Annotated in this window: 17 protein-coding genes; 11 read left to right on the top strand and 6 right to left on the bottom strand. The window is 45.6% G+C overall.

Features of this window, described 5'->3' with window-relative positions; all coding sequences use genetic code 11:
- Positions 1 to 2 precede the first annotated feature (2 nt).
- On the bottom strand, positions 3 to 1,445 hold the full coding sequence (locus KE626_RS01200; protein ID WP_211971034.1) for a sensor histidine kinase: 1,443 nt from the start codon (positions 1,443 to 1,445) through the stop codon (positions 3 to 5).
- A 194-nt stretch (positions 1,446 to 1,639) separates the two neighbouring features.
- Between KE626_RS01200 and KE626_RS01195 the strand changes: the two genes are divergently transcribed.
- Together KE626_RS01195 and KE626_RS34815 are read left to right on the top strand one after the other, a co-directional pair.
- Positions 1,640 to 2,422, top strand: a complete 783-nt coding sequence (locus KE626_RS01195; protein WP_211971033.1) for a hypothetical protein — start codon at positions 1,640 to 1,642, stop codon at positions 2,420 to 2,422.
- 41 nt (positions 2,423 to 2,463) lie between these two features.
- Positions 2,464 to 5,346, top strand: a complete 2,883-nt coding sequence (locus tag KE626_RS34815; RefSeq protein WP_211971032.1) for an outer membrane beta-barrel protein — start codon at positions 2,464 to 2,466, stop codon at positions 5,344 to 5,346.
- A 106-nt stretch (positions 5,347 to 5,452) separates the two neighbouring features.
- Here the strand turns inward: KE626_RS34815 and KE626_RS01185 are convergent, their stop codons facing one another.
- Positions 5,453 to 5,737 carry a hypothetical protein gene (locus KE626_RS01185; protein WP_211971031.1) on the bottom strand — a complete coding sequence of 95 codons (285 nt, stop codon included), beginning with the start codon at positions 5,735 to 5,737 and terminating at the stop codon, positions 5,453 to 5,455.
- Between the two features lie 214 nt (positions 5,738 to 5,951).
- On the opposite strand from KE626_RS01185, the gene KE626_RS01180 reads away from it, so the two are divergent.
- A complete protein-coding gene (locus KE626_RS01180) occupies positions 5,952 to 6,845 on the top strand; it encodes a hydroxypyruvate isomerase family protein (protein WP_211971030.1) in 894 nt (297 codons plus the stop codon).
- A gap of 57 nt (positions 6,846 to 6,902) precedes the next feature.
- Positions 6,903 to 8,357, top strand: a complete 1,455-nt coding sequence (locus KE626_RS01175) for an amino acid permease (RefSeq protein WP_211971028.1) — start codon at positions 6,903 to 6,905, stop codon at positions 8,355 to 8,357.
- On the opposite strand, the gene KE626_RS01170 is transcribed toward KE626_RS01175, so the two are convergent.
- The 3 genes from KE626_RS01170 to mqnC form a co-directional block, all read right to left on the bottom strand.
- A complete protein-coding gene (locus KE626_RS01170) occupies positions 8,354 to 8,896 on the bottom strand; it encodes a GNAT family N-acetyltransferase (RefSeq protein ID WP_211971026.1) in 543 nt (180 codons plus the stop codon). The two genes, KE626_RS01175 and KE626_RS01170, sit on opposite strands and share 4 nt — an antisense overlap.
- A 159-nt stretch (positions 8,897 to 9,055) precedes the next feature.
- Positions 9,056 to 9,682: a hypothetical protein gene (locus tag KE626_RS01165; RefSeq protein ID WP_211971024.1), complete on the bottom strand. Its 627-nt coding sequence runs from the start codon at positions 9,680 to 9,682 to the stop codon at positions 9,056 to 9,058.
- Positions 9,683 to 9,866: 184 nt separating this feature from the next.
- A complete protein-coding gene (mqnC, locus tag KE626_RS01160) occupies positions 9,867 to 10,991 on the bottom strand; it encodes a cyclic dehypoxanthinyl futalosine synthase (RefSeq protein WP_211971022.1) in 1,125 nt (374 codons plus the stop codon).
- A 170-nt stretch (positions 10,992 to 11,161) separates the two neighbouring features.
- Between mqnC and KE626_RS01155 the strand changes: the two genes are divergently transcribed.
- From KE626_RS01155 to KE626_RS01125, 7 genes are all read left to right on the top strand, one after another.
- Positions 11,162 to 12,367: an aspartyl protease family protein gene (locus KE626_RS01155; protein WP_249207188.1), complete on the top strand. Its 1,206-nt coding sequence runs from the start codon at positions 11,162 to 11,164 to the stop codon at positions 12,365 to 12,367.
- A gap of 61 nt (positions 12,368 to 12,428) precedes the next feature.
- On the top strand, positions 12,429 to 13,301 hold the full coding sequence (locus KE626_RS01150; protein WP_211971020.1) for an aspartyl protease family protein: 873 nt from the start codon (positions 12,429 to 12,431) through the stop codon (positions 13,299 to 13,301).
- Positions 13,302 to 13,429: 128 nt separating this feature from the next.
- On the top strand, positions 13,430 to 14,668 hold the full coding sequence (locus KE626_RS01145) for a M16 family metallopeptidase (RefSeq protein WP_211971019.1): 1,239 nt from the start codon (positions 13,430 to 13,432) through the stop codon (positions 14,666 to 14,668).
- 43 nt (positions 14,669 to 14,711) lie between these two features.
- Positions 14,712 to 15,992: a M16 family metallopeptidase gene (locus KE626_RS01140; protein ID WP_249207187.1), complete on the top strand. Its 1,281-nt coding sequence runs from the start codon at positions 14,712 to 14,714 to the stop codon at positions 15,990 to 15,992.
- Between the two features lie 93 nt (positions 15,993 to 16,085).
- Complete coding sequence (locus KE626_RS01135; protein ID WP_211971015.1) at positions 16,086 to 16,889, top strand: class I SAM-dependent methyltransferase; 804 nt, start codon at positions 16,086 to 16,088, stop codon at positions 16,887 to 16,889.
- Positions 16,890 to 16,893: 4 nt separating this feature from the next.
- A complete protein-coding gene (locus tag KE626_RS01130) occupies positions 16,894 to 17,295 on the top strand; it encodes a lysozyme inhibitor LprI family protein (protein WP_211971013.1) in 402 nt (133 codons plus the stop codon).
- A 54-nt stretch (positions 17,296 to 17,349) separates the two neighbouring features.
- Entirely contained in the window at positions 17,350 to 17,751 is a 402-nt protein-coding gene (locus tag KE626_RS01125) for a lysozyme inhibitor LprI family protein (RefSeq protein ID WP_211971011.1), read from the top strand.
- A gap of 25 nt (positions 17,752 to 17,776) precedes the next feature.
- Here KE626_RS01125 and KE626_RS01120 read toward each other — a convergent pair whose 3' ends face one another.
- The gene (locus KE626_RS01120) at positions 17,777 to 18,325 is read right to left on the bottom strand and encodes a dihydrofolate reductase family protein (protein WP_211971009.1); all 549 of its coding nucleotides are present in this window, start codon (positions 18,323 to 18,325) and stop codon (positions 17,777 to 17,779) included.
- Positions 18,326 to 18,331: the final 6 nt, after the last annotated feature.

Below are 18,331 nucleotides of genomic sequence, written 5' to 3'. Positions count from 1 at the left end.
TCCTAAGCGGAAGGGATGATAATAGTAAATTCGCTGCCTTTGTCCGGCTCACTCTGCACCTGTATGGTGCCTCCATGCATTTCCACAATCTTCTGCACATAACTTAATCCTAAACCAAATCCCTTCACATTATGCAGGTTGCCGGTGGGCACCCTGAAAAACTTATCAAAGATACTTCCCTGGTATACTTTGGGAATACCGATGCCATTGTCTTTCACCCGGATCTTTAAGATGCCGTTTTCCAGGCTGGTTTGAATATATAACTGTACCTGCTCGCCGGAATACTTGATGGCATTATCCACCAGGTTGTTAATGGCATTGGCCAGGTGGGTTTTATCCACATACACTGTTTTGCCCGCCAGGTTATTGTCGTAGCGGAGCTGCAGCTGTTTGCCCGCCTTCAGCTGATGGTTGGAAAGAATGTTATCTATTACTTCATTCAGGTCCGTTTCTTCCCGGAATAACTCAATATCCTCTTTTTCTTCGGCAGCAATATGCAGTACTTTTTCCACCAGGTCGGATAGACGCTGCAATTCATTTTTGGAGATATCGAGATAGGTTTGTGTTTTCCGCTGGTCATTCAGCGCATTAAAATTCTGCAATGCCTCCACCGCCGCAGACACAGTAGCAATGGGTGTTTTAAGCTCATGCGTCATGTTGTTGATGAAATCATTTTTTACTTCCGACAGCTTCTTTTGTTTGAGAATAGTTCTCAGCATGTACACAAAAGACAAGGTTGTTAACACCAGTAACACCAGGGAGCTGAGCAGGGTCCAGATCATTTTCTGCAAAATAAATTGCAGCGGCGAATCAAAACTGGCCTGCACAAAAAGATTGCTGGCGGGGTTAAAAGGAATTTTGGCCGTTTGCCTTGGTTCGCGGCGACGGATACTATCCCTGAAACTCTCGCGGTCAAACCCGCTGTAGCTGAGATGAATGGTATCCAGCCGGTAAGGGGTGGCAATTTGCCGGTTAGCTAGTTCCACTTTAAATACGGAATCCAGTTTTACAAGATTGGTGCTATCGTTATGTAAGTTGCTGGTAATGAGGAATTCAGAGATCTGCCGGGCCAAAGTATCCACGTAAACGTGAGAAGGAGAGTCCCCCCGGGTATACTCCGGCGGAGGCGGACCAGGATAGTGGTCAAACTCACGCTGCCCCCGGAATTTCCTTCCCTTCGGCATCCCTATTTCTTCCAGCTGGTTTGCCAACCCACGCCTGGATTGATTCAGGGAGTCTTTATCTTTTCCGTAATACCGGATGTACCTGCGCACATCGGAAAACTGTTTATTGAAAACCGCCATCCTCAGCGATTCATTGATTTCCTTGCTGAATTGCTCCTCCCTTAGCTTGTAGGAATTATACAGCCAGTAGCCCTGGAATAGAAATATACCCAGTATACAAACAGACATGAGGATGAGGATATTTCTGATTCGTTGTCTCATGGAAGATTTTAAGGTCCTTACAAAACTATCTATTCCCGCCCTAATACCCGTCAATCCCTTAACAGTAATTAACAGTAAATAAGGAAGATTAACGCTTACCGACAGCCCTTAACAGTAAATAACAGTAAATAAAGCTTTTTAACCCAAATAATGAAAGCTAAACGGGACTTTTGTGCTAACAAAAACAACCAGGTATGAATCGAACTATCCGCATCTTCTTTGCAGCTGCTGCACTGCTGTCGGCTACCAGTCCGCTATTTGCACAACAATCCGGTGTTATCGAATATGAAGTAACTGCTAAAACAGACCCCGAGCGCATGCGCGGCTTTCAGCGCGGAGGCGGGGATGATGCCCCTGAAATTCCGGACGTTATCACCTTTAAACAAACCTTTACCTTCAGTAACAACATGGGCAAAATTACCACCGAACGCCCGGATTTCGGCGGAGCCAGAAGACAACGCCCTGAAGGAGACACCAGCAACCGCAATCAACGCAGACCGGGAATGGGCGGTGGTTTCGGAGGACGCGGCAATAACGCGCAATATGTAGACCTGGCCAACAAAAAATATGACCAGGTATTCAGCACCTTTGGCGACGATAAGAAAACATACTACACAGAAGAAGCCTTTATCTTTACCGCTAGTACCAAACAGTCTGACAAGACAAAGAAAATTGCCGGATACAACTGTAAAAAGGCCACCATTCAGCTGAAAGACGATACCTATACCGTTTGGTATACCACAGAGTTACCCTTCACCTTTTCCCCGTTAAATGGCTTATTCCCCGATAGCAGCAACGTTGTAGTACTGTCGGCAGAAGGCAGCAGGCGCTCTTTCACTGCTAAAAGCGTAAACCTGAAAGCTATAACAGACACGGATCTCAGCATTCCTGCCGGCGCAGAAAAAGTAAGCCAGGAACAAATGAGAGAAATCAGGAAACAGGAGATGGATAAATTACGTAAGCGGCAACAACAATAATAAATTTCATCCTAACTTTCCCCTTCCTGTTAAATTCATTTATGAAGAAACTTTTACAACTCTTGCTGATACTGGGTTTGGGCATGTTGCATGCTCAAGCCCAGGCACAACAAGGAAAGATTAAAGGCCAGCTGACCGATTCCACCACCAGGGAAGCCATGCCGGCTGCCACCGTAGTGCTGCTCAACGCAAAAGACTCCAGCGTTGCCTCCACCACGATGACAGATACCAAAGGTAATTTTGAACTCACCAGTGTGGCAGATGGCGCCTACCGCCTCTATGTAAGCTTTCTCGGCTATAAACCCCTCAACAAAGCATTACAGGTAAATCCTGAACACCGGGAAATTGCACTGGGAAACATCCTGATGGGCCATAAGGGAGTAGATCTTAATACCGTAGAAATAATAGATGAAAAACCACCGATTGTGGTAAAAAAAGATACCCTTGAATTTAATGCTGACGCCTTCAAAACCCGTGAAAATGCGGTAGTGGAAGACCTGTTAAAAAAACTGCCGGGCGTTACCGTAGATAAAGACGGCGCCATTACCGCGCAGGGAGAAACCGTTACCAAAGTGTTGGTAGATGGCAAACCATTTTTTGGCAACGACCCTAAACTGGCCACCAAAAACCTGCCTGCCAATATAATCGATAAAGTACAGCTGATAGATAAGAAGTCCGACCAGGCGCAATTCACCGGGATTGACGACGGACAAACAGAAAAAACGATCAATATCACCATTAAAAAAGATAAGAAAAAAGGCATGTTCGGCCGCGCTACCGCCGGATATGGAACAGATGACCGGTATGGTATGTCGCTCAGCTTAAACCGCTTCCGCGAAAACCAACAGATGTCATTACTGGGTGGCGGTAACAACGTTAACAACATGGGCTATACGCAACAGGACCAGATGAGCTTTAGTTCTGCCGGTGGCGGAAGAGGCGGTGGTGGTCGTGGTGGCGGCGGCGGCATGCGGGGCGTTTCTATGAACCAGGGTGGCGGCAATAACGCCGGCATTACCCGTAACTGGAATACTGGTTTAAACTTTAACCAGGATTTTGGTAAGAAGCTGATCGTAAACGGCAGCTACTTTTTTAACGATACAAAAAAAGATGTAGAACAGAAGCAGGAAACACAATCGTTCGCACAGGATATAGATAAAAATCCTACCACCAACTACACCAACTCAGATTCCAAATCACAAACAGACAACAGCAACAACCGCTTTGCTGCGCGTATTGAGTATACGATCGATTCCATGCATTCCCTGATCTTTTCTCCTTCGCTTTCCCTCACTAATGGTAACAGCTACAGCGTTACCAACAACGTGTCGCTGAATACAACGAGAGACACGATCAACAAAGGTGTTACCGTTAACGACGGAGCAGGCAATAATACAAATATTGGCGGCTCCCTGTTGTTCCGCAAAAGATTTAAAAAACAAGGCCGTTCCCTGAGTGCCAATTTCAATTACAGCAACAGTAATAACGACCAGCAAAATTATGTGAAGTCCAGCTTCTTTTACTTCAAGGAAGACAGCCTCAACGCGTTTAACCAACGCAACCAGATTAATACCGACAGCCGCAATGAAGGCGTGAACCTCACCTACACCGAGCCTGTAGGGAGAGACCGCTACCTTGAAGCAAACTATGGTGTCACCAAGTACAACAGCACCAGCACCAAGTATACCTACGATTATGATGATGGCAAGGGCGAGTATAATATTATGAACGATTCGCTGAGTAATATTTTTTCCAACAGCACGCTCAATCAACAGGCAGGGCTGTCGCTCCGTACTACGAAACTGAAATATGATTACTCCTTCGGGTTGAATGTGCTGTTCAATCATCTCGATAATACCACGCATTCCTTCCTAACGGGAAAGGATACACTAATTCAGCAACGTACCGTAAACTTTGCGCCACAGGCGTCTTTCAACTACATGTTTTCAAAAAGCAAGCGGTTACGTATCAACTATAACGGAAGTACTCAACAGCCAACCGTACAGCAACTGGCGCCTGTGCCGGACAACAGTAACCAGCTGTATGTGCAACTGGGTAATCCTGATCTGAAGCCATCGTTCAACAATAATCTGAACATTAATTTCAACCAGTTTAACAATATCACCTTCCGTGGTATGTTTGCTTCGCTGAACGGGTCGTATTCCATTAATAAAATCATCAACGCCACCACACTGGATAATACCACCGGTAAACAAACGGTGCGGCCTGTCAATGTGAATGGCTTTTACAATTTGCGGGGGATGGTGCATAACTCTATCCCGTTATCGAAAACACCCGGACAAAACCTGAACACCGGTACTACCGTAGGTTACAGCCGGGATGTGATTATGGTAAATGGCAACACCAGTTACTCAGGTACACTTCAGTTATCACAATCAGCCAACGTAAACTACATGTACAAAGAGTTGCTGGATGTATCGGTGGGAGGTAGTGTGAACTATAACGCCGTGCATTATACGCAGGCTACCAATGCAAACCAGACAGATACCCGGTACCTGGATTACAACATCAATACAGACTTTAATATCAACCTGCCGCTGGGCTTTATGATAGGCAGTGATATTACCTGCACCATGAACCGTGGCCGGCCGGTTGGCTATAACCTTACCTCTACCATGTGGAATGCCAACGTTTCCAAGTATGTATTCCCTAAAAAGCAGGGGATGATCAAGGTACAGGGTTTTGATCTGCTGAGGCAGTATGTGAGCATATCCCGCTCTGTGGCCGACAACTACATACAGGATACGCAAAGCAACGTACTACAACAATATTTCATGGTGAGCTTCACCTACTTCCTGAACAGGTTTGGTGGCAACACCAAGGGGGGAGAGCGGGGTAACCGTATGGGCTTCCCCGGTGGCCGGGGTGGCGGAGGCGGATTCCGCCCGGGAAGAGGGTTTTAAGGGCTCCGGAGGTTTTCCGGCAAACCACCTCATCTTACTAAAAAGACTAAACGCTTTTGTTCAGCAAAATGACTGCCGAACAAAAGCGTTTAGTCTTTAAATATAGTTATACAGATACTGTGCTTCTTCTTCCGGCCATCACCCGTTTCAATACCCAGGAAAGTGTAAAGGTGGGAATGAAATCTGTTCCGGGAAATAACTCTTCCATGAAGTTAAAAACACTGCCAAAAGTGCCGAGGGTACCGCCAAACATACGATAAAAGATGAGGGCGGAAACGGGGGCCCAGATAAAATCACTGACCTCTCCTAAAACTGGCACGGCGTAACTGGCGCATCCTATCACGTCCATCAGGATGCAGATCCATAAACTGGGGGTATATTTTTTTTCCATATCAACCTCCGCTTTTCAATACTTAAACAAATTACTTACCAAATTTGGAATACTAACTGCAAGTTACAATATAAACGAAGCTGGAGCGCAGATAGATCTACGTGAAAGATAAAATCCGTATTTCCACGCCTTTTTTTCGCCCCAACAAATGGCGGGATCTTGCAAGTAAGCATAATTTCAACTACATTGATCTCTGTTTAAAGCAAACTATTTTATGCATCAGGAAAACTCACGCCGCGATATGATCAAAAAAGTAGCCACTATGGCCCTGGCATCCACAGCGCTATCTTCTCTTACCAATAGGGTTTCTGCACATGAAGCCGCAGTAGACCAGCCTTTGAAGGGCAAAATTAACCACTCGGTATGCGCCTGGTGTTATAATATGCCCCTGGATGAACTGTGCAAGGCCTCAAAAGCTATCGGGATTCCATCTATTGACCTGGTAGATCCGAAAGATTTCTCCATACTGAAGAAACACGACATGATCACTGCCATGGTGGCCAGCAACGGACCAGAGTGGGGTATCTCCAAAGGATTCAATACCGTAGCCCACCACGATAAACTGGAAGAATATTTCAAACACTATATAGACGAAACCGCCAAAGCCGGCTTCACGAACCTCATCTGCTTTTCCGGTAACCGCAACGGTATGAGCGACCAGGAAGGAATTGACAACTGTACCAAGGGCCTGCAACGCATTATCGGCTACGCAGAAAAGAAAAAAGTAACCCTGGTAATGGAACTGCTGAACAGTAAGGTAGACCACCACGACTATCAGTGCGACCACACTGCCTGGGGCGTAGAACTCTGTAAATCAGTTGGTTCTTCCAACTTCAAGCTACTGTATGATATCTACCATATGCAGATTATGGAGGGAGATGTAATCCGCAACATCCGTGATCATCACGAATATATAGCACATTACCACACTGGTGGTGTTCCGGGCCGTCATGAAATCGATGAAACCCAGGAATTATTCTACCCGGCTATTATGAAAGCGATCTTTGACATCGGCTTTAAAGGCCATGTGGCTCAGGAGTTTATACCTGCCCACAAAGATCAGATCGCCTCTCTCACACAAGCCATCGGTATTTGCGATATCGCTTAAATTCATAAATATATCCTACTTTCGCACACTAGTCCACAAAAACAGTAGGGTATACTAATGAAGCAATATTACAAAAAGCCTTTATCATGGCTGCTGAACGAGTCGGCCGATGAAAACAAGCATACCCTAAAACGTACGCTGAATGGCTTTCAACTCCTCATGCTGGGTCTGGGCGTTATTATCGGCGCAGGTTTATTTTCCTTAACAGGACCTGCGGCCGGCAATAATGCCGGACCCGCTGTTACACTTTCCTTTATCGTAGCGGGTGTGGGCTGTGCCTTTGCAGGGCTTTGCTACGCCGAATTTGCCTCCATGATACCCGTGGCAGGGAGCGCGTATACCTACGCCTATACTACCATGGGAGAGCAGCTGGCCTGGATCATAGGCTGGGACCTGGTGCTGGAGTTTTCCGTTGGTGCGGCCACGGTAGCCATCAGCTGGTCCAACTACCTGGTAGAGTTCCTCGCCGGTTATAAAATATACATTCCCGCACAATTTGTGCATTCCCCTTTTGAAACCGTTACCCTGGCCAATGGCGTTACTACGCATGGTTACTTTAATCTGCCTGCCGCACTGGTAATTGTGCTGATGTCGGCTATATTGATGCGCGGTACCAAAGGATCGGCCCTCTGGAACGCAGTGGTGGTATCCCTGAAAGTAGGCGTGGTGCTCGTTTTCATTGCCCTTGGCTGGAAGTACATACAGCCGGCCAATCTCACGCCATATATCCCAAAAAATACAGGCACTTTCGGCGAATATGGTATATCCGGTATTCTCCGGGGAGCCGGCGTTATTTTCTTTGTGTACCTGGGCTTTGATATTGTAAGCACGGCAGCGCAGGAAACCAAAAATCCCCGCCGTAACATGCCTATCGGCATATTGGGGTCCCTGGCGGTATGTACGGTATTATTCATCCTTTTTTCGCACGTATTAACAGGGCTGGCGCCTTACCAGGAGTTGAAAAACAGCGCTGCGCCGGTGGCCATTGCCATTGCACACACGCCTTATCAGTGGCTGGGACAAATGATTATACTGGCCATCATCGTAGGTTACACCTCGGTGATCCTCGTGGACCTATGGGGGCAGTCGAGGGTATTTTACGCTATGTCGAAAGACGGCCTGCTGCCAAAAATATTTTCGGATGTACATCCCCGTTACCGTACCCCCTGGAAAAGTAATATCCTGTTTTGTGTATTCGTAAGCCTGTTTGCGGCTTTGGTACCGATAAGGGTGGTAGGGGAGATGACCAGCATAGGTACCCTGCTGGCCTTCGTAATTGTGTGCGCAGGCGTATGGATGATGCGGCATTCTATGCCGGATGCTCCCCGGGCATTTAGAACCCCCTGGGTCCCGTTTGTTCCCATCATGGGCATTATTACCTGCGCTGTTATGATGGCCTTTCTGCCATGGGATACCTGGCTTCGCCTTATCGTTTGGATGGGGATAGGTATGCTGATCTATCAGTTCTATGGTAAAAAACACAGTAAGGTCAGGAAAACATTACAAAACTAATGTTTCCAGTCCTGCCGCAATATTCCCATCACCACCATATCCACATATTGCCCGTGTAGTTTGGCGCTATGGCGCAACGTACCTTCCCTGGCAAATCCCAGCTTAATCGGGATTTGCCCGCTCCGTTCATTCTGCAATACAAAGCGGATCTCTATCTTATTCAGGTGTAATTTCTTAAATGCAAAGGAGATAAGGCCTTTACAGGCCGCGGTAGCAATGCCTCTCCGCTGAAAAGACTCGCCAATCCAATAGCCTATTTCTGCCTTCTGTAACTGGTGATCCCAGCCATGCAGGTCAATAACACCACAAAACTGCTGCTGGTACCATACGCCTAGTGCAATGGCCTCCTGCTCTTCGGCTTTACGTAACATCAATTGTATAAAACGCAGGGAATGTTCCTCATTGGTATTGTAGTCTACCCAGGGAAGAAATTTTCGCAGGCTCTTTCGTGATACGTCCAGCTGTTTATAAACCAGTGGTGCATCCTGCACCTGTAACTGTCGCAGGTATATGTTTTCATTAACGGTTATCTCAAACATCAACTGGATTTAAAAGGGCGTTAAACTTACATCGATTTCACGTAAAATCCAACCGACCCTCTTAAAGGATTGAACCAGCAGTTTGCTATTAGCATTTAGCAAAAAATGCAGGGAAGATCACATCATCTCCCCTGCATTTTTATAATCGCTTGCTAAAAGCTAACGGCTAAAAGCCAAAAGCTGATGTTTCGCCATATCTTTCACTACCTGTTGCGCATATAAAACGGCCATTCTTTCTGTTGTTGGGGGATCAAAAGATTGTGACTGCACAGAGTACAACATCTGTCCGCTCTTCAGATCATACAAATTACCTTCCCATTGATACTTCGTATTGTAGGTATAGTATCCGGGAGCATACATCCGGGAAGACCACATAGAGTAATAAGGCCAGAAACCATAATAGCCATAGGGTGAATAATTAGGTACAAAGTTCCTTTCCCTGCCTTTATCCAGCATTACAATGGTCATTACCTGGTTTACATCACTACCCTGTAGCTGTTTTACCACCTGCTTTTCCGTCATTTTTCCAAACTCCTGAGGTCCATACGTCTGCAGCGCAGACACGGCATTATATCCCTTTTTTCTCAGCTCTGATACTGTATAATTCTCCATCTGGCTGCGCAGTGTACGATCTTTCTGAGGTACGAGCGCCATCACCATTATTTTGTTATCCTTTTGCAGCTGTTGTGCATCGTTAGAACGCCAGGAAGACGTTACCTTGGTGCTTGAACAGGCTGCCATGGCTATGATTGCAAATCCTGCCATGATAAGACCCAGCTTTTTCATATTCCCTCCTTTAGTTTAATTAGTTTGTACCTGTTAGACGTAGGAACGGGCATTTTGTAACATGTACCAGGCAGTTTTAACAATTCTTTCTCACTTGTTAATGATTTGCTAATGAATGATTTATGCACAATAAAAAAGGCATTCCGAAAAACCGGAATGCCCTTATCTATCGTGATTATCTTTCTTAGTAATTGATCACCTGTTCTTCTATGCTGGCAGGTAATTCCCTGAATCTATAAAGCTGTGTACGCAGCTGTGGTTCAAAACCAGCTTCGCGGATAGCTTCCTGCATAGACAGGTAGGTAAAACGATGCGGAGCACCGGCAGCGCTTACCACATTTTCTTCGATCATGATGGAGCCGAAGTCGTTGGCGCCGGCATGTAAACAAAGCTGCGCCACCTGCTTACCAACAGTCAACCAGGATGCCTGGATATTTTTAACATTCGGCAGCATGATACGGCTCATGGCAATCATGCGGATATACTCTTCGGCGGTAGTCATGTTATGCACGCCACGGATCTTTGCCAGCAGGGTATCCACGTCCTGGAAAGTCCAGGGTATAAATGCCGTGAAACCATAGTGACCTTCCGGTTTTTCGCTCTGTACCTGGCGGATATCCACGAGGTGTTCAAAGCGTTCCAGCACTGTTTCCACATGACCAAACATCATGGTGGCAGACGATGCGATGTTGAGCTTATGTGCTGCGCGCATTACATCCAGCCATTCCTGTGCACCACATTTTCCTTTGGAGATGAGGCGGCGAACCCGATCGTTCAGGATTTCAGCACCAGCGCCGGGAAGGCTGTCCATACCAGCTTCCTGCAGCGCGCGTAATACTTCAATATGCGTGCTTTTTTCCAGCTTGGTAATATGCGCTACTTCGGGGGGACCGAGGGTATGCAGTCTTAATTCAGGATATAATTGCTTCAGCTCCCGGAAGAGGTTTACATAAAAGCTGAGGCCCAGCTCCGGATGGTGACCACCCTGTAACAGCAGCTGATCGCCGCCATACTTCAGCGTTTCGTCGATTTTCCGTTTATATTCTTCTATCGGCGTAATGTAGGCCTCTTTGTGACCGGGGATGCGGTAAAAATTGCAGAACTTACAGTTGGCTGTACACACATTCGTTGTGTTCACATTTCTGTCTATCTGCCAGGTCACCTTTCCATGGGGTACCTGTTGCTTTCTTAACTCGTTGGCTATTTCCATTAATTCCGCCAGCGGTGCATTCTCAAACAGGTAAACACCCTCTGCCGCTGTCAGAAATCCGAAATCCTGCGCCTTTTTGTATAAATCCTGAAGTTCCATTTGCTATGTTTCTAACCGGGAATAAACTTAGGCAAAGGTAGTATTTAGCTAATTAACCGCCTGTAATAAAAATATTTTATACGAACGCTTTTTAATGTTAAATTTAGATTCATATACATCCCTGCATCCTCAGTATGCTCAGTATGCTTAGACCAATTCTGTTACAAGTTATGCTGCTCCTGGCAGCCATAGCCGGTACATCAACCAGAGCACAAGCCGAAAACGCCACGTCCTACACTGATAGTACCAGAGAAGCTATGCTCGTTACCCGTTTCCACTTTAAACAGTACTACGGCGGGGTAGTGATCATCCAGGCGCTTGTAGGCGACTACCCGGATACGCTGCAGTTTATCCTCGATACCGGCAGCGCAGGTATTTCCCTCGATACCACCACCTGTTTGAGACTGGGTATCAAAATGGAACCTTCGGACCGGATCATTAAAGGACTTGGCAGCTCTAAACCTGTATCATTTGCCCGCAATCATCCGCTGAAATTACCGGGGCTTACGGTAGACAGTCTCGATTTTCACATCAATGACTATGAGCTGATCAGCCAGGTATATGGTATACAGGTAGATGGTATTATCGGATACAGCCTGCTAAGCAGGTTTATTGTAACGATAGACTATGATACAGAAGATATCATTATTTATTCCAAGGGTAAATATACCTATCCGAAAGGCGGACAGTTGCTGAGGCCCTCACTCACCCAGATACCGCTCATATCAGCACCTTTAAAAAACGCCATCAGAACCATCAACAACCGGTATTACTTTGATACCGGCGCCGGTATGTGCCTCTTGCTGTCTTCCCAGTTTGTAAACGACAGTGCTGTATTGCAGGGAAAAAAACGCCGTACCAAAAGGATGATTCAAACCGAAGCCCAGGGCCTGGGAGGCAAAATGACCATGTCGCTGACCACCGTTACTGAATTTCGCATCGGCAACTACAGCTTCCGGAATGTGCCAACCTATATTTTCGATGATCAAACTAACGTGACCGCCTATCCCTTCCTGGGAGGTATGATCGGCAACGATCTGCTGAGGCGCTTTAATATTACACTGAACTATGGCAAAAAGGAAATTTATATGATTCCCAACTCCCATTTCCGCGATATGTTTGACTACTCCTATACAGGTTTGATCATATACCTGATCAATGGCAGGGTAGAAGTAACCGATATTATCAAAGGATCACCGGCGGAAAAAGCGGGCTTCAAAAAAGGGGATATCATTATGGCCATCAATAATAACCTGGGGCCTAATCTCCAGCTGTTCCGTGAAATTTTAAAAAATATCGGCACCCGGGCTACCTGCCTGATAAGCCGTGATAAAGACCTGCTCATCAAAAAGTTGCCAATAAAAAGTATTCTTTGACGTTATTTGTGTCATGTGGCGTTTTTTTTGGATAGTAACCGTATTTTCTTGTAATGTCCTCATGCCTGCCTACGCACAGCGTAAAAGCACGCCATCAGCGGAAGCAAATGAAAATAAAAAACCGGTAGCGGTCATTCCTTTCCAGCTGGTGGATAAACATGTGGTCATTCCTGTACTGGTTTCCGGCAGTACAGATACCCTCCATTTTATTTTTGACAGCGGGGCAGAAGTAACGGTATTAAACACTACCACCGCCGCCAAACTGCACCTCACGAGCGCATCCCAGGCCTTTATGAGCGGTACTAATAACGCCATGGCCAAAACCTCCGTTACTACACTCAACGTATTGTATATTCAGGAGCAACGTTTACCTTACGTAAAAGCATACCTGGAAAACCTGGATGACCTGGGTCCTGTAGACGGAATCATTGGTATAGCCCTGATGAAAACCTTCATTGTAAAAATTGACCACCGCAACCAGCAGCTCGTATTGTACAAAGCAGGGAAAACACCCATAGGCAATACCGGCCGCCTGCTGCATTTCCAGCTTAATTTCACAACTCCTGTTATCGATGCCTCCATACAATTGCCCAACGGCACCAGGTTGGCCGGTCATTATCATATTACTACCGGTGGCGACTATGGGATTCTTTTTAACTGGCCCTATGTGGATAAAAACCGGCTCAATACCCTGTTGCCTACTATCAATACTGACCGCGTACAGGACATGCTGAAAGTATTGTACTATATCAATAGTTCGGTTCCCTCACTGGAAGTAGGTGGCCACAGCCTGAAAAATGTACCTGTGAGCTACAGCAAGGATATCGACGACCTCGGGGTATTCACTGAGGTAGCCGGTTCCATCGGGTACGATGTATGGAAGGATTTTACCCTGACCATCAATTACGACCGGAAAGAACTTTACCTGGAGTAGGCTGTTAAACCCTTCAAACGCTCTTATCCATCACGACATCTTCAAGGCATTTTTGCTAAAAGCTAACGGCTAAACGCTGAAAGCTATCCTTAATTCCCTATTTTTACTGTATTGACCAATAAAAAGATATGATCCATTATAATAAGTTTACGCTGGCGAACGGACTGAGAGTAATAGTTCACGAAGATCACACCACGCCGATGGCGGTTGTTAATGTGCTGTACGATGTAGGCGCCAGGGATGAAAACCCGGCACAAACGGGATTTGCGCATTTATTTGAACACCTGATGTTTGGAGGTTCCATCAATATTCCCACTTACGATGAGCCCCTGCAAATGGCTGGAGGAGAAAATAATGCCTATACTACCAGCGACCTGACCAATTACTATATTCAGCTGCCCGCAGAAAATATTGAAACCGGCTTCTGGCTGGAAAGCGATCGCATGCTCTCCCTGGCTTTCGATGAAAAAAGCCTGGATGTACAACGCAAAGTGGTTTCCGAAGAGTTTAAAGAACATTATATCAATAAACCCTATGGCGATGTATGGCATAAAATGCGTGAGCTGGCCTACACTACGCATCCCTATCGCTGGATGACCATCGGCAAGGAATTATCACATATTGAAAATGCTAAACTGGAAGATGTAAAAGCATTTTTCTTTAAATATTACCGGCCGGTAAATGCGATCCTGGCCGTTGGCGGTAATGTTACGGTAGAACAGGTAAAGGCCCTGGCCGAGAAATGGTTCGGTGATATTCCTTCCGGGGAAAAATACCAGCGGAACCTGCCGGCAGAGCCACCACAACCAGCTGCCCACAAACTCGAAATAAAGGCCAACGTACCCCTGGATGCGTTATATAAATGCTATCATATGTACGCCCGCACCGATAAGCGTTATTATGCCGCAGACCTTATTTCGGATATTCTCGGCGGAGGTAGCTCCTCCCGTTTACACCAGGTATTGGTAAAAGAGAAAAAACTTTTCAGCAATATTGAGTGTTATCATTTTGGAAGCCTTGATGCCGGCCTAATGACCATCGAAGGTAAACTGGTGAAGGGCATAAAGATGAAAGACGCCGAAAAAGCCATCCAACAGGAGCTGGAAAAACTGCAAAATGAAGTAATTTCAGAAAGAGAACTGCAAAAAGTAAAGAACCGCGTAGAAAGCCTGCTGGCTTTCGAAGATATGAGTTTATTAAACCGCGCCAACAACCTGGCATTTTATGAATTGCTTGGAGATGCTGCACTGATGAACCGCGAATTTGAAAATTACGAAGTCGTAACTGCTGCAGAACTACACGAAGAGGCTAAACTGCTTTTCGATGAAAAGAATTCCAACACCATTTACTATTACGCTGCAAACTAAATCCATGGCTTGTTTTCGGCCATAACAGTTTAAATAAGACATGATGAACAGAACGATAGCCCCTCCCATTAAAGATGCGGTGGATTTTGACATAAAACTAAAGCCATACGAACAGTTTACGCTGGACAATGGCATTCCTGTTTATGTCATGAAATCCGAAGAACAGGATACCTTACAACTGGAACTGGTATTTCCGGCAGGAAGCTGGTATGAGAGCGAAGTGCTGGAAGCCACTGCTACCAACTTTCTCATGAAAAACGGTACCAGTAAACACACCGCCCAGGAAATCAACGAAAATATCGATTATCATGGCGCTTACCTGAACCGTAACGCTTACCATGAAAACGCTACTTATACCCTCCACTGCCTGACCAAGCACACAGAAGTGCTGTTGCCGATGCTGCAGGAGGTAATTCTCGATCCGATATTTCCGGAAGAAGAATTGAGCCTTTATAAACAGAATCAAAAACAAAAACTCGCTGTAAATCTGCTGAAATGTGATTTCGTCGGCAATCGCTTTATCGACAAATACCTGTTCGGAGATTTTCATCCTTACGGCCGTGTAAGCACTATGATGGCATACGACGCCCTGCAAACAGAGGGATTACAGGCGTTTTATAAAAAGCATTATACCTATAACAATTGCAAAATTTTTGTTGCCGGGAACCTGCCTCCCAACACAATTGCACTGCTGAATACATATTTTGGCAGCACAAAGTGGAATGGTGAAACCAACCTGGTAAAACTGGATTTGCCGATACAACCCGCAGAGGAAAAGAAGTTCAGGATCTTCAACGATGAAAATGGCGTACAGGGTGCGGTGCGTGTAGCCCGGCACTTCCCTAACCGCTATCATCCTGATTTTCCAAAGATGCTGGTGTTAAATACCATTTTCGGCGGCTACTTTGGCTCCCGCCTGATGAGCAATATCCGGGAAGAAAAAGGATATACCTATGGCATCTATTCCCAGCTGTATAACTTCCGCCAAACCAGCGCGCTGAATATTCAGACAGAAGCAGGCCGCGATGTTTGCGAAGCGACTATCGATGAAATATATAAAGAATTACTGCGCCTGCAGAACGAACCGGTTCCGAAAGAAGAACTGGACCTGGTGCGTAATTACATGATAGGTTCCATCCTTGGCGACCTCGATGGCGCATTCCAGTTGATCCAACGCTGGAAAAACCTGATACTCAATGATCTGGACGAAAACTATTTTTATAATAACATCAAAACAATTAAAACAATCACGGCCGAAGAACTGCAGCAACTGGCCAAACAATACTTTACACCAGGTGATTTCTATGAACTGGTCGTGATTTAATCATAAAAGTGATTTGAAAACAGCAAAAGTTTCCTCCATTGGAAACTTTTGCTATTTTGGGATCATCCATATACACCAACATTTATCCGCATTATGGACATTTCTGATAACTACATATCAACAAACAGGGAGCTGTGGAATAAACGTACAGCGGTACACGTTACATCTGATTTCTATGATGTACCAGGCTTCCTCAGCGGGCAAACTTCCCTGAAAGACATAGAACTCGCCCTGCTGGAGAGCGTAGACCAACTGGATATCCTTCATCTGCAATGTCATTTCGGGCAGGATACCCTGTCGCTCGCAAGGATGGGAGCAAACGTAACAGGACTGGATCTTTCCGATGCTGCCATACAACAGGCCAATGCACTCACAAAGCAATTAGCGTTGGAAAATCGGGCCCGTTTTGTTTGCTGTGACCTCTATAGCGCCCCCGCGCATTTAACCGGTGCTTTTGACCGTGTATTTACGTCGTATGGCACTATAGGCTGGCTACCGGACCTCGATAAATGGGCAACCGTAATTAATCATTTTCTGAAGCCAGGCGGGTATTTTATTATGGCAGATTTCCACCCGGTATTATGGATGCTTGACGACAATTTTAAAGCAATCACATACGATTACTTTAACACGGAAACCATCATAGAGCAAACAACCGGTACTTACACCGACCGCAACAGCGATATTCAAAATACCTCCTATTCCTGGAATCATCCGCTGAGTGAAATCATTACCGCATTGACCGCGCAGGGATTGCAGCTTGAGGTATTCCGGGAGTTTGATTATTCTCCATACAATTGTTTTAATAATACCATCGAAAAAGATGGCCGGTTCTATATCAAAGGATTGGAAGGAAAACTACCGATGGTATATGCGTTTAAATTTTTCAAACCGTAATTACATGAAATCTGTTTTTATTTTTCTTTTACTGATGACCGGCAGCATGGCCGTATTCTCGCAAACGCAGTCAGAACTCAATAAAACGGCAGGGCAGGAGTATAAGAATGCGGATAAAAAACTAAATGAAATTTATCAGCTGATCCTGAAAGACTACGCCGCTAATAAACCATTTATTAAAAATCTGAAAGAAGCACAACGCATCTGGATTCAGTTCAGAGATGCACAGGTAGATGCCATGTTTCCCGGCTCCGCTAAAAGTTATGGCAGCATGTTTCCTATGTGTAAAGGCAACTATCTTACAGAACTCACCCATCAGCGCACCGAAGCCCTACGGGTATGGCTGAACGGCCTGCCACAGGGAGAAGCCTGCACCGGGTCAATAGGAGATAAACAAGGTAATTGATATTATTATTATTTTAAATATATATTTTGTATATTTGGGTCTCACACAGACCCTATGCGAAATCTTATCCTGATCCCGGTGGTTTTTCTGTGTACCAATGCGTATTCCCAATCACACAAAACAGCGCTGGACACACTCGAAAACCACTACCAGCAATGCCTTGGCAATAGCCACAGTATGTATAACTGCGCGGCAACTTACTATAAGCAGCTGGACAGTTTACTGCACCATACCTTACAGCAACTTTACTCCAGTCTCGCACCCGGCCAGCAACAACAACTACGGATCGAACAGGGCGCCTGGGAAGAAAAGAAAGATGAATATTTTAAAAAGATAGACGAACGTGTTGAAAAGATGCACAAACGCACCATGGATGGGCTGGACGATGACATGATATCAACAGATAACAAAGCCGCCTTTCTGAAAGCCAGGGTAGCAACGCTACTGAATATCTAACCGGGCGGCTTGTTGTGATATTTTTTTAAGCCCTGGTCTTCGGAGTATAAATAAGTTGCACCACACCCGATTTGAATACTTTTGTTTCAGCCAGTACCAGGTCCAGTCGCGCAGGTATATCAAACAAAGGCTTGCCTGCGCCTAATGCCGTTGGATGAACCGAGATCATATATTCGTCTACCAGGCCGTTTTCTATAAACGTGGTGATCAGTTTGGCACCTCCATACAGCCAGATATCTTTTCCTGGTTGTTTCCTTATTTTTTCTACCATGGCTGCCACATCGGTGCTAATGAAAGTAGCCTTATCATCCGCTCTTGACTGGCTGGAAAAAACGAATTTTTCTTTAGACTGTATAGCTGCGTAAATCTGCTTTTCCATATCGGGTGCAGCTGCATCAGGCTGGTAATTACCCCATAGATCATAACTTACACGTCCATAAAAAATGGTGTCAACAGATTCCAGGAAGCGATCAAAATGCATATCTTCCTCCAGTATGCACCAATCCAATTCACCATTGGCTCCTTCAATAAAACCATCTAATGTGGTAGCTAAATTCAGTATTATCTTTCTCATAGGGCA

Source organism: Chitinophaga hostae (genome assembly GCF_018224885.1).
GTDB lineage: Bacteria > Bacteroidota > Bacteroidia > Chitinophagales > Chitinophagaceae > Chitinophaga > Chitinophaga hostae.
Note: the sequence above shows the minus strand (reverse complement) of the source record. Positions and strands in the feature narration are given on the sequence as shown.

Bases quoted from the DNA above. Each gene is read 5' to 3' on its own strand.
- KE626_RS01145 (WP_211971019.1), top strand. From the start codon at position 13,430: ATGATCCATTATAATAAGTTTACGCTGGCGAACGGACTGAGAGTAATA.
- KE626_RS01125 (WP_211971011.1), top strand. From the start codon at position 17,350: ATGCGAAATCTTATCCTGATCCCGGTGGTTTTTCTGTGTACCAATGCG.
- KE626_RS01140 (WP_249207187.1), top strand. From the start codon at position 14,712: ATGAACAGAACGATAGCCCCTCCCATTAAAGATGCGGTGGATTTTGAC.
- KE626_RS01185 (WP_211971031.1), bottom strand. From the start codon at position 5,737: ATGGAAAAAAAATATACCCCCAGTTTATGGATCTGCATCCTGATGGAC.
- KE626_RS01165 (WP_211971024.1), bottom strand. From the start codon at position 9,682: ATGAAAAAGCTGGGTCTTATCATGGCAGGATTTGCAATCATAGCCATG.
- KE626_RS01195 (WP_211971033.1), top strand. From the start codon at position 1,640: ATGAATCGAACTATCCGCATCTTCTTTGCAGCTGCTGCACTGCTGTCG.
- KE626_RS01175 (WP_211971028.1), top strand. From the start codon at position 6,903: ATGAAGCAATATTACAAAAAGCCTTTATCATGGCTGCTGAACGAGTCG.
- KE626_RS34815 (WP_211971032.1), top strand. From the start codon at position 2,464: ATGAAGAAACTTTTACAACTCTTGCTGATACTGGGTTTGGGCATGTTG.
- KE626_RS01170 (WP_211971026.1), bottom strand. From the start codon at position 8,896: ATGTTTGAGATAACCGTTAATGAAAACATATACCTGCGACAGTTACAG.
- KE626_RS01200 (WP_211971034.1), bottom strand. From the start codon at position 1,445: ATGAGACAACGAATCAGAAATATCCTCATCCTCATGTCTGTTTGTATA.
- KE626_RS01130 (WP_211971013.1), top strand. From the start codon at position 16,894: ATGAAATCTGTTTTTATTTTTCTTTTACTGATGACCGGCAGCATGGCC.
- KE626_RS01155 (WP_249207188.1), top strand. From the start codon at position 11,162: ATGCTGCTCCTGGCAGCCATAGCCGGTACATCAACCAGAGCACAAGCC.
- KE626_RS01180 (WP_211971030.1), top strand. From the start codon at position 5,952: ATGCATCAGGAAAACTCACGCCGCGATATGATCAAAAAAGTAGCCACT.
- KE626_RS01120 (WP_211971009.1), bottom strand. From the start codon at position 18,325: ATGAGAAAGATAATACTGAATTTAGCTACCACATTAGATGGTTTTATT.
- KE626_RS01135 (WP_211971015.1), top strand. From the start codon at position 16,086: ATGGACATTTCTGATAACTACATATCAACAAACAGGGAGCTGTGGAAT.
- mqnC (WP_211971022.1), bottom strand. From the start codon at position 10,991: ATGGAACTTCAGGATTTATACAAAAAGGCGCAGGATTTCGGATTTCTG.
- KE626_RS01150 (WP_211971020.1), top strand. From the start codon at position 12,429: ATGCCTGCCTACGCACAGCGTAAAAGCACGCCATCAGCGGAAGCAAAT.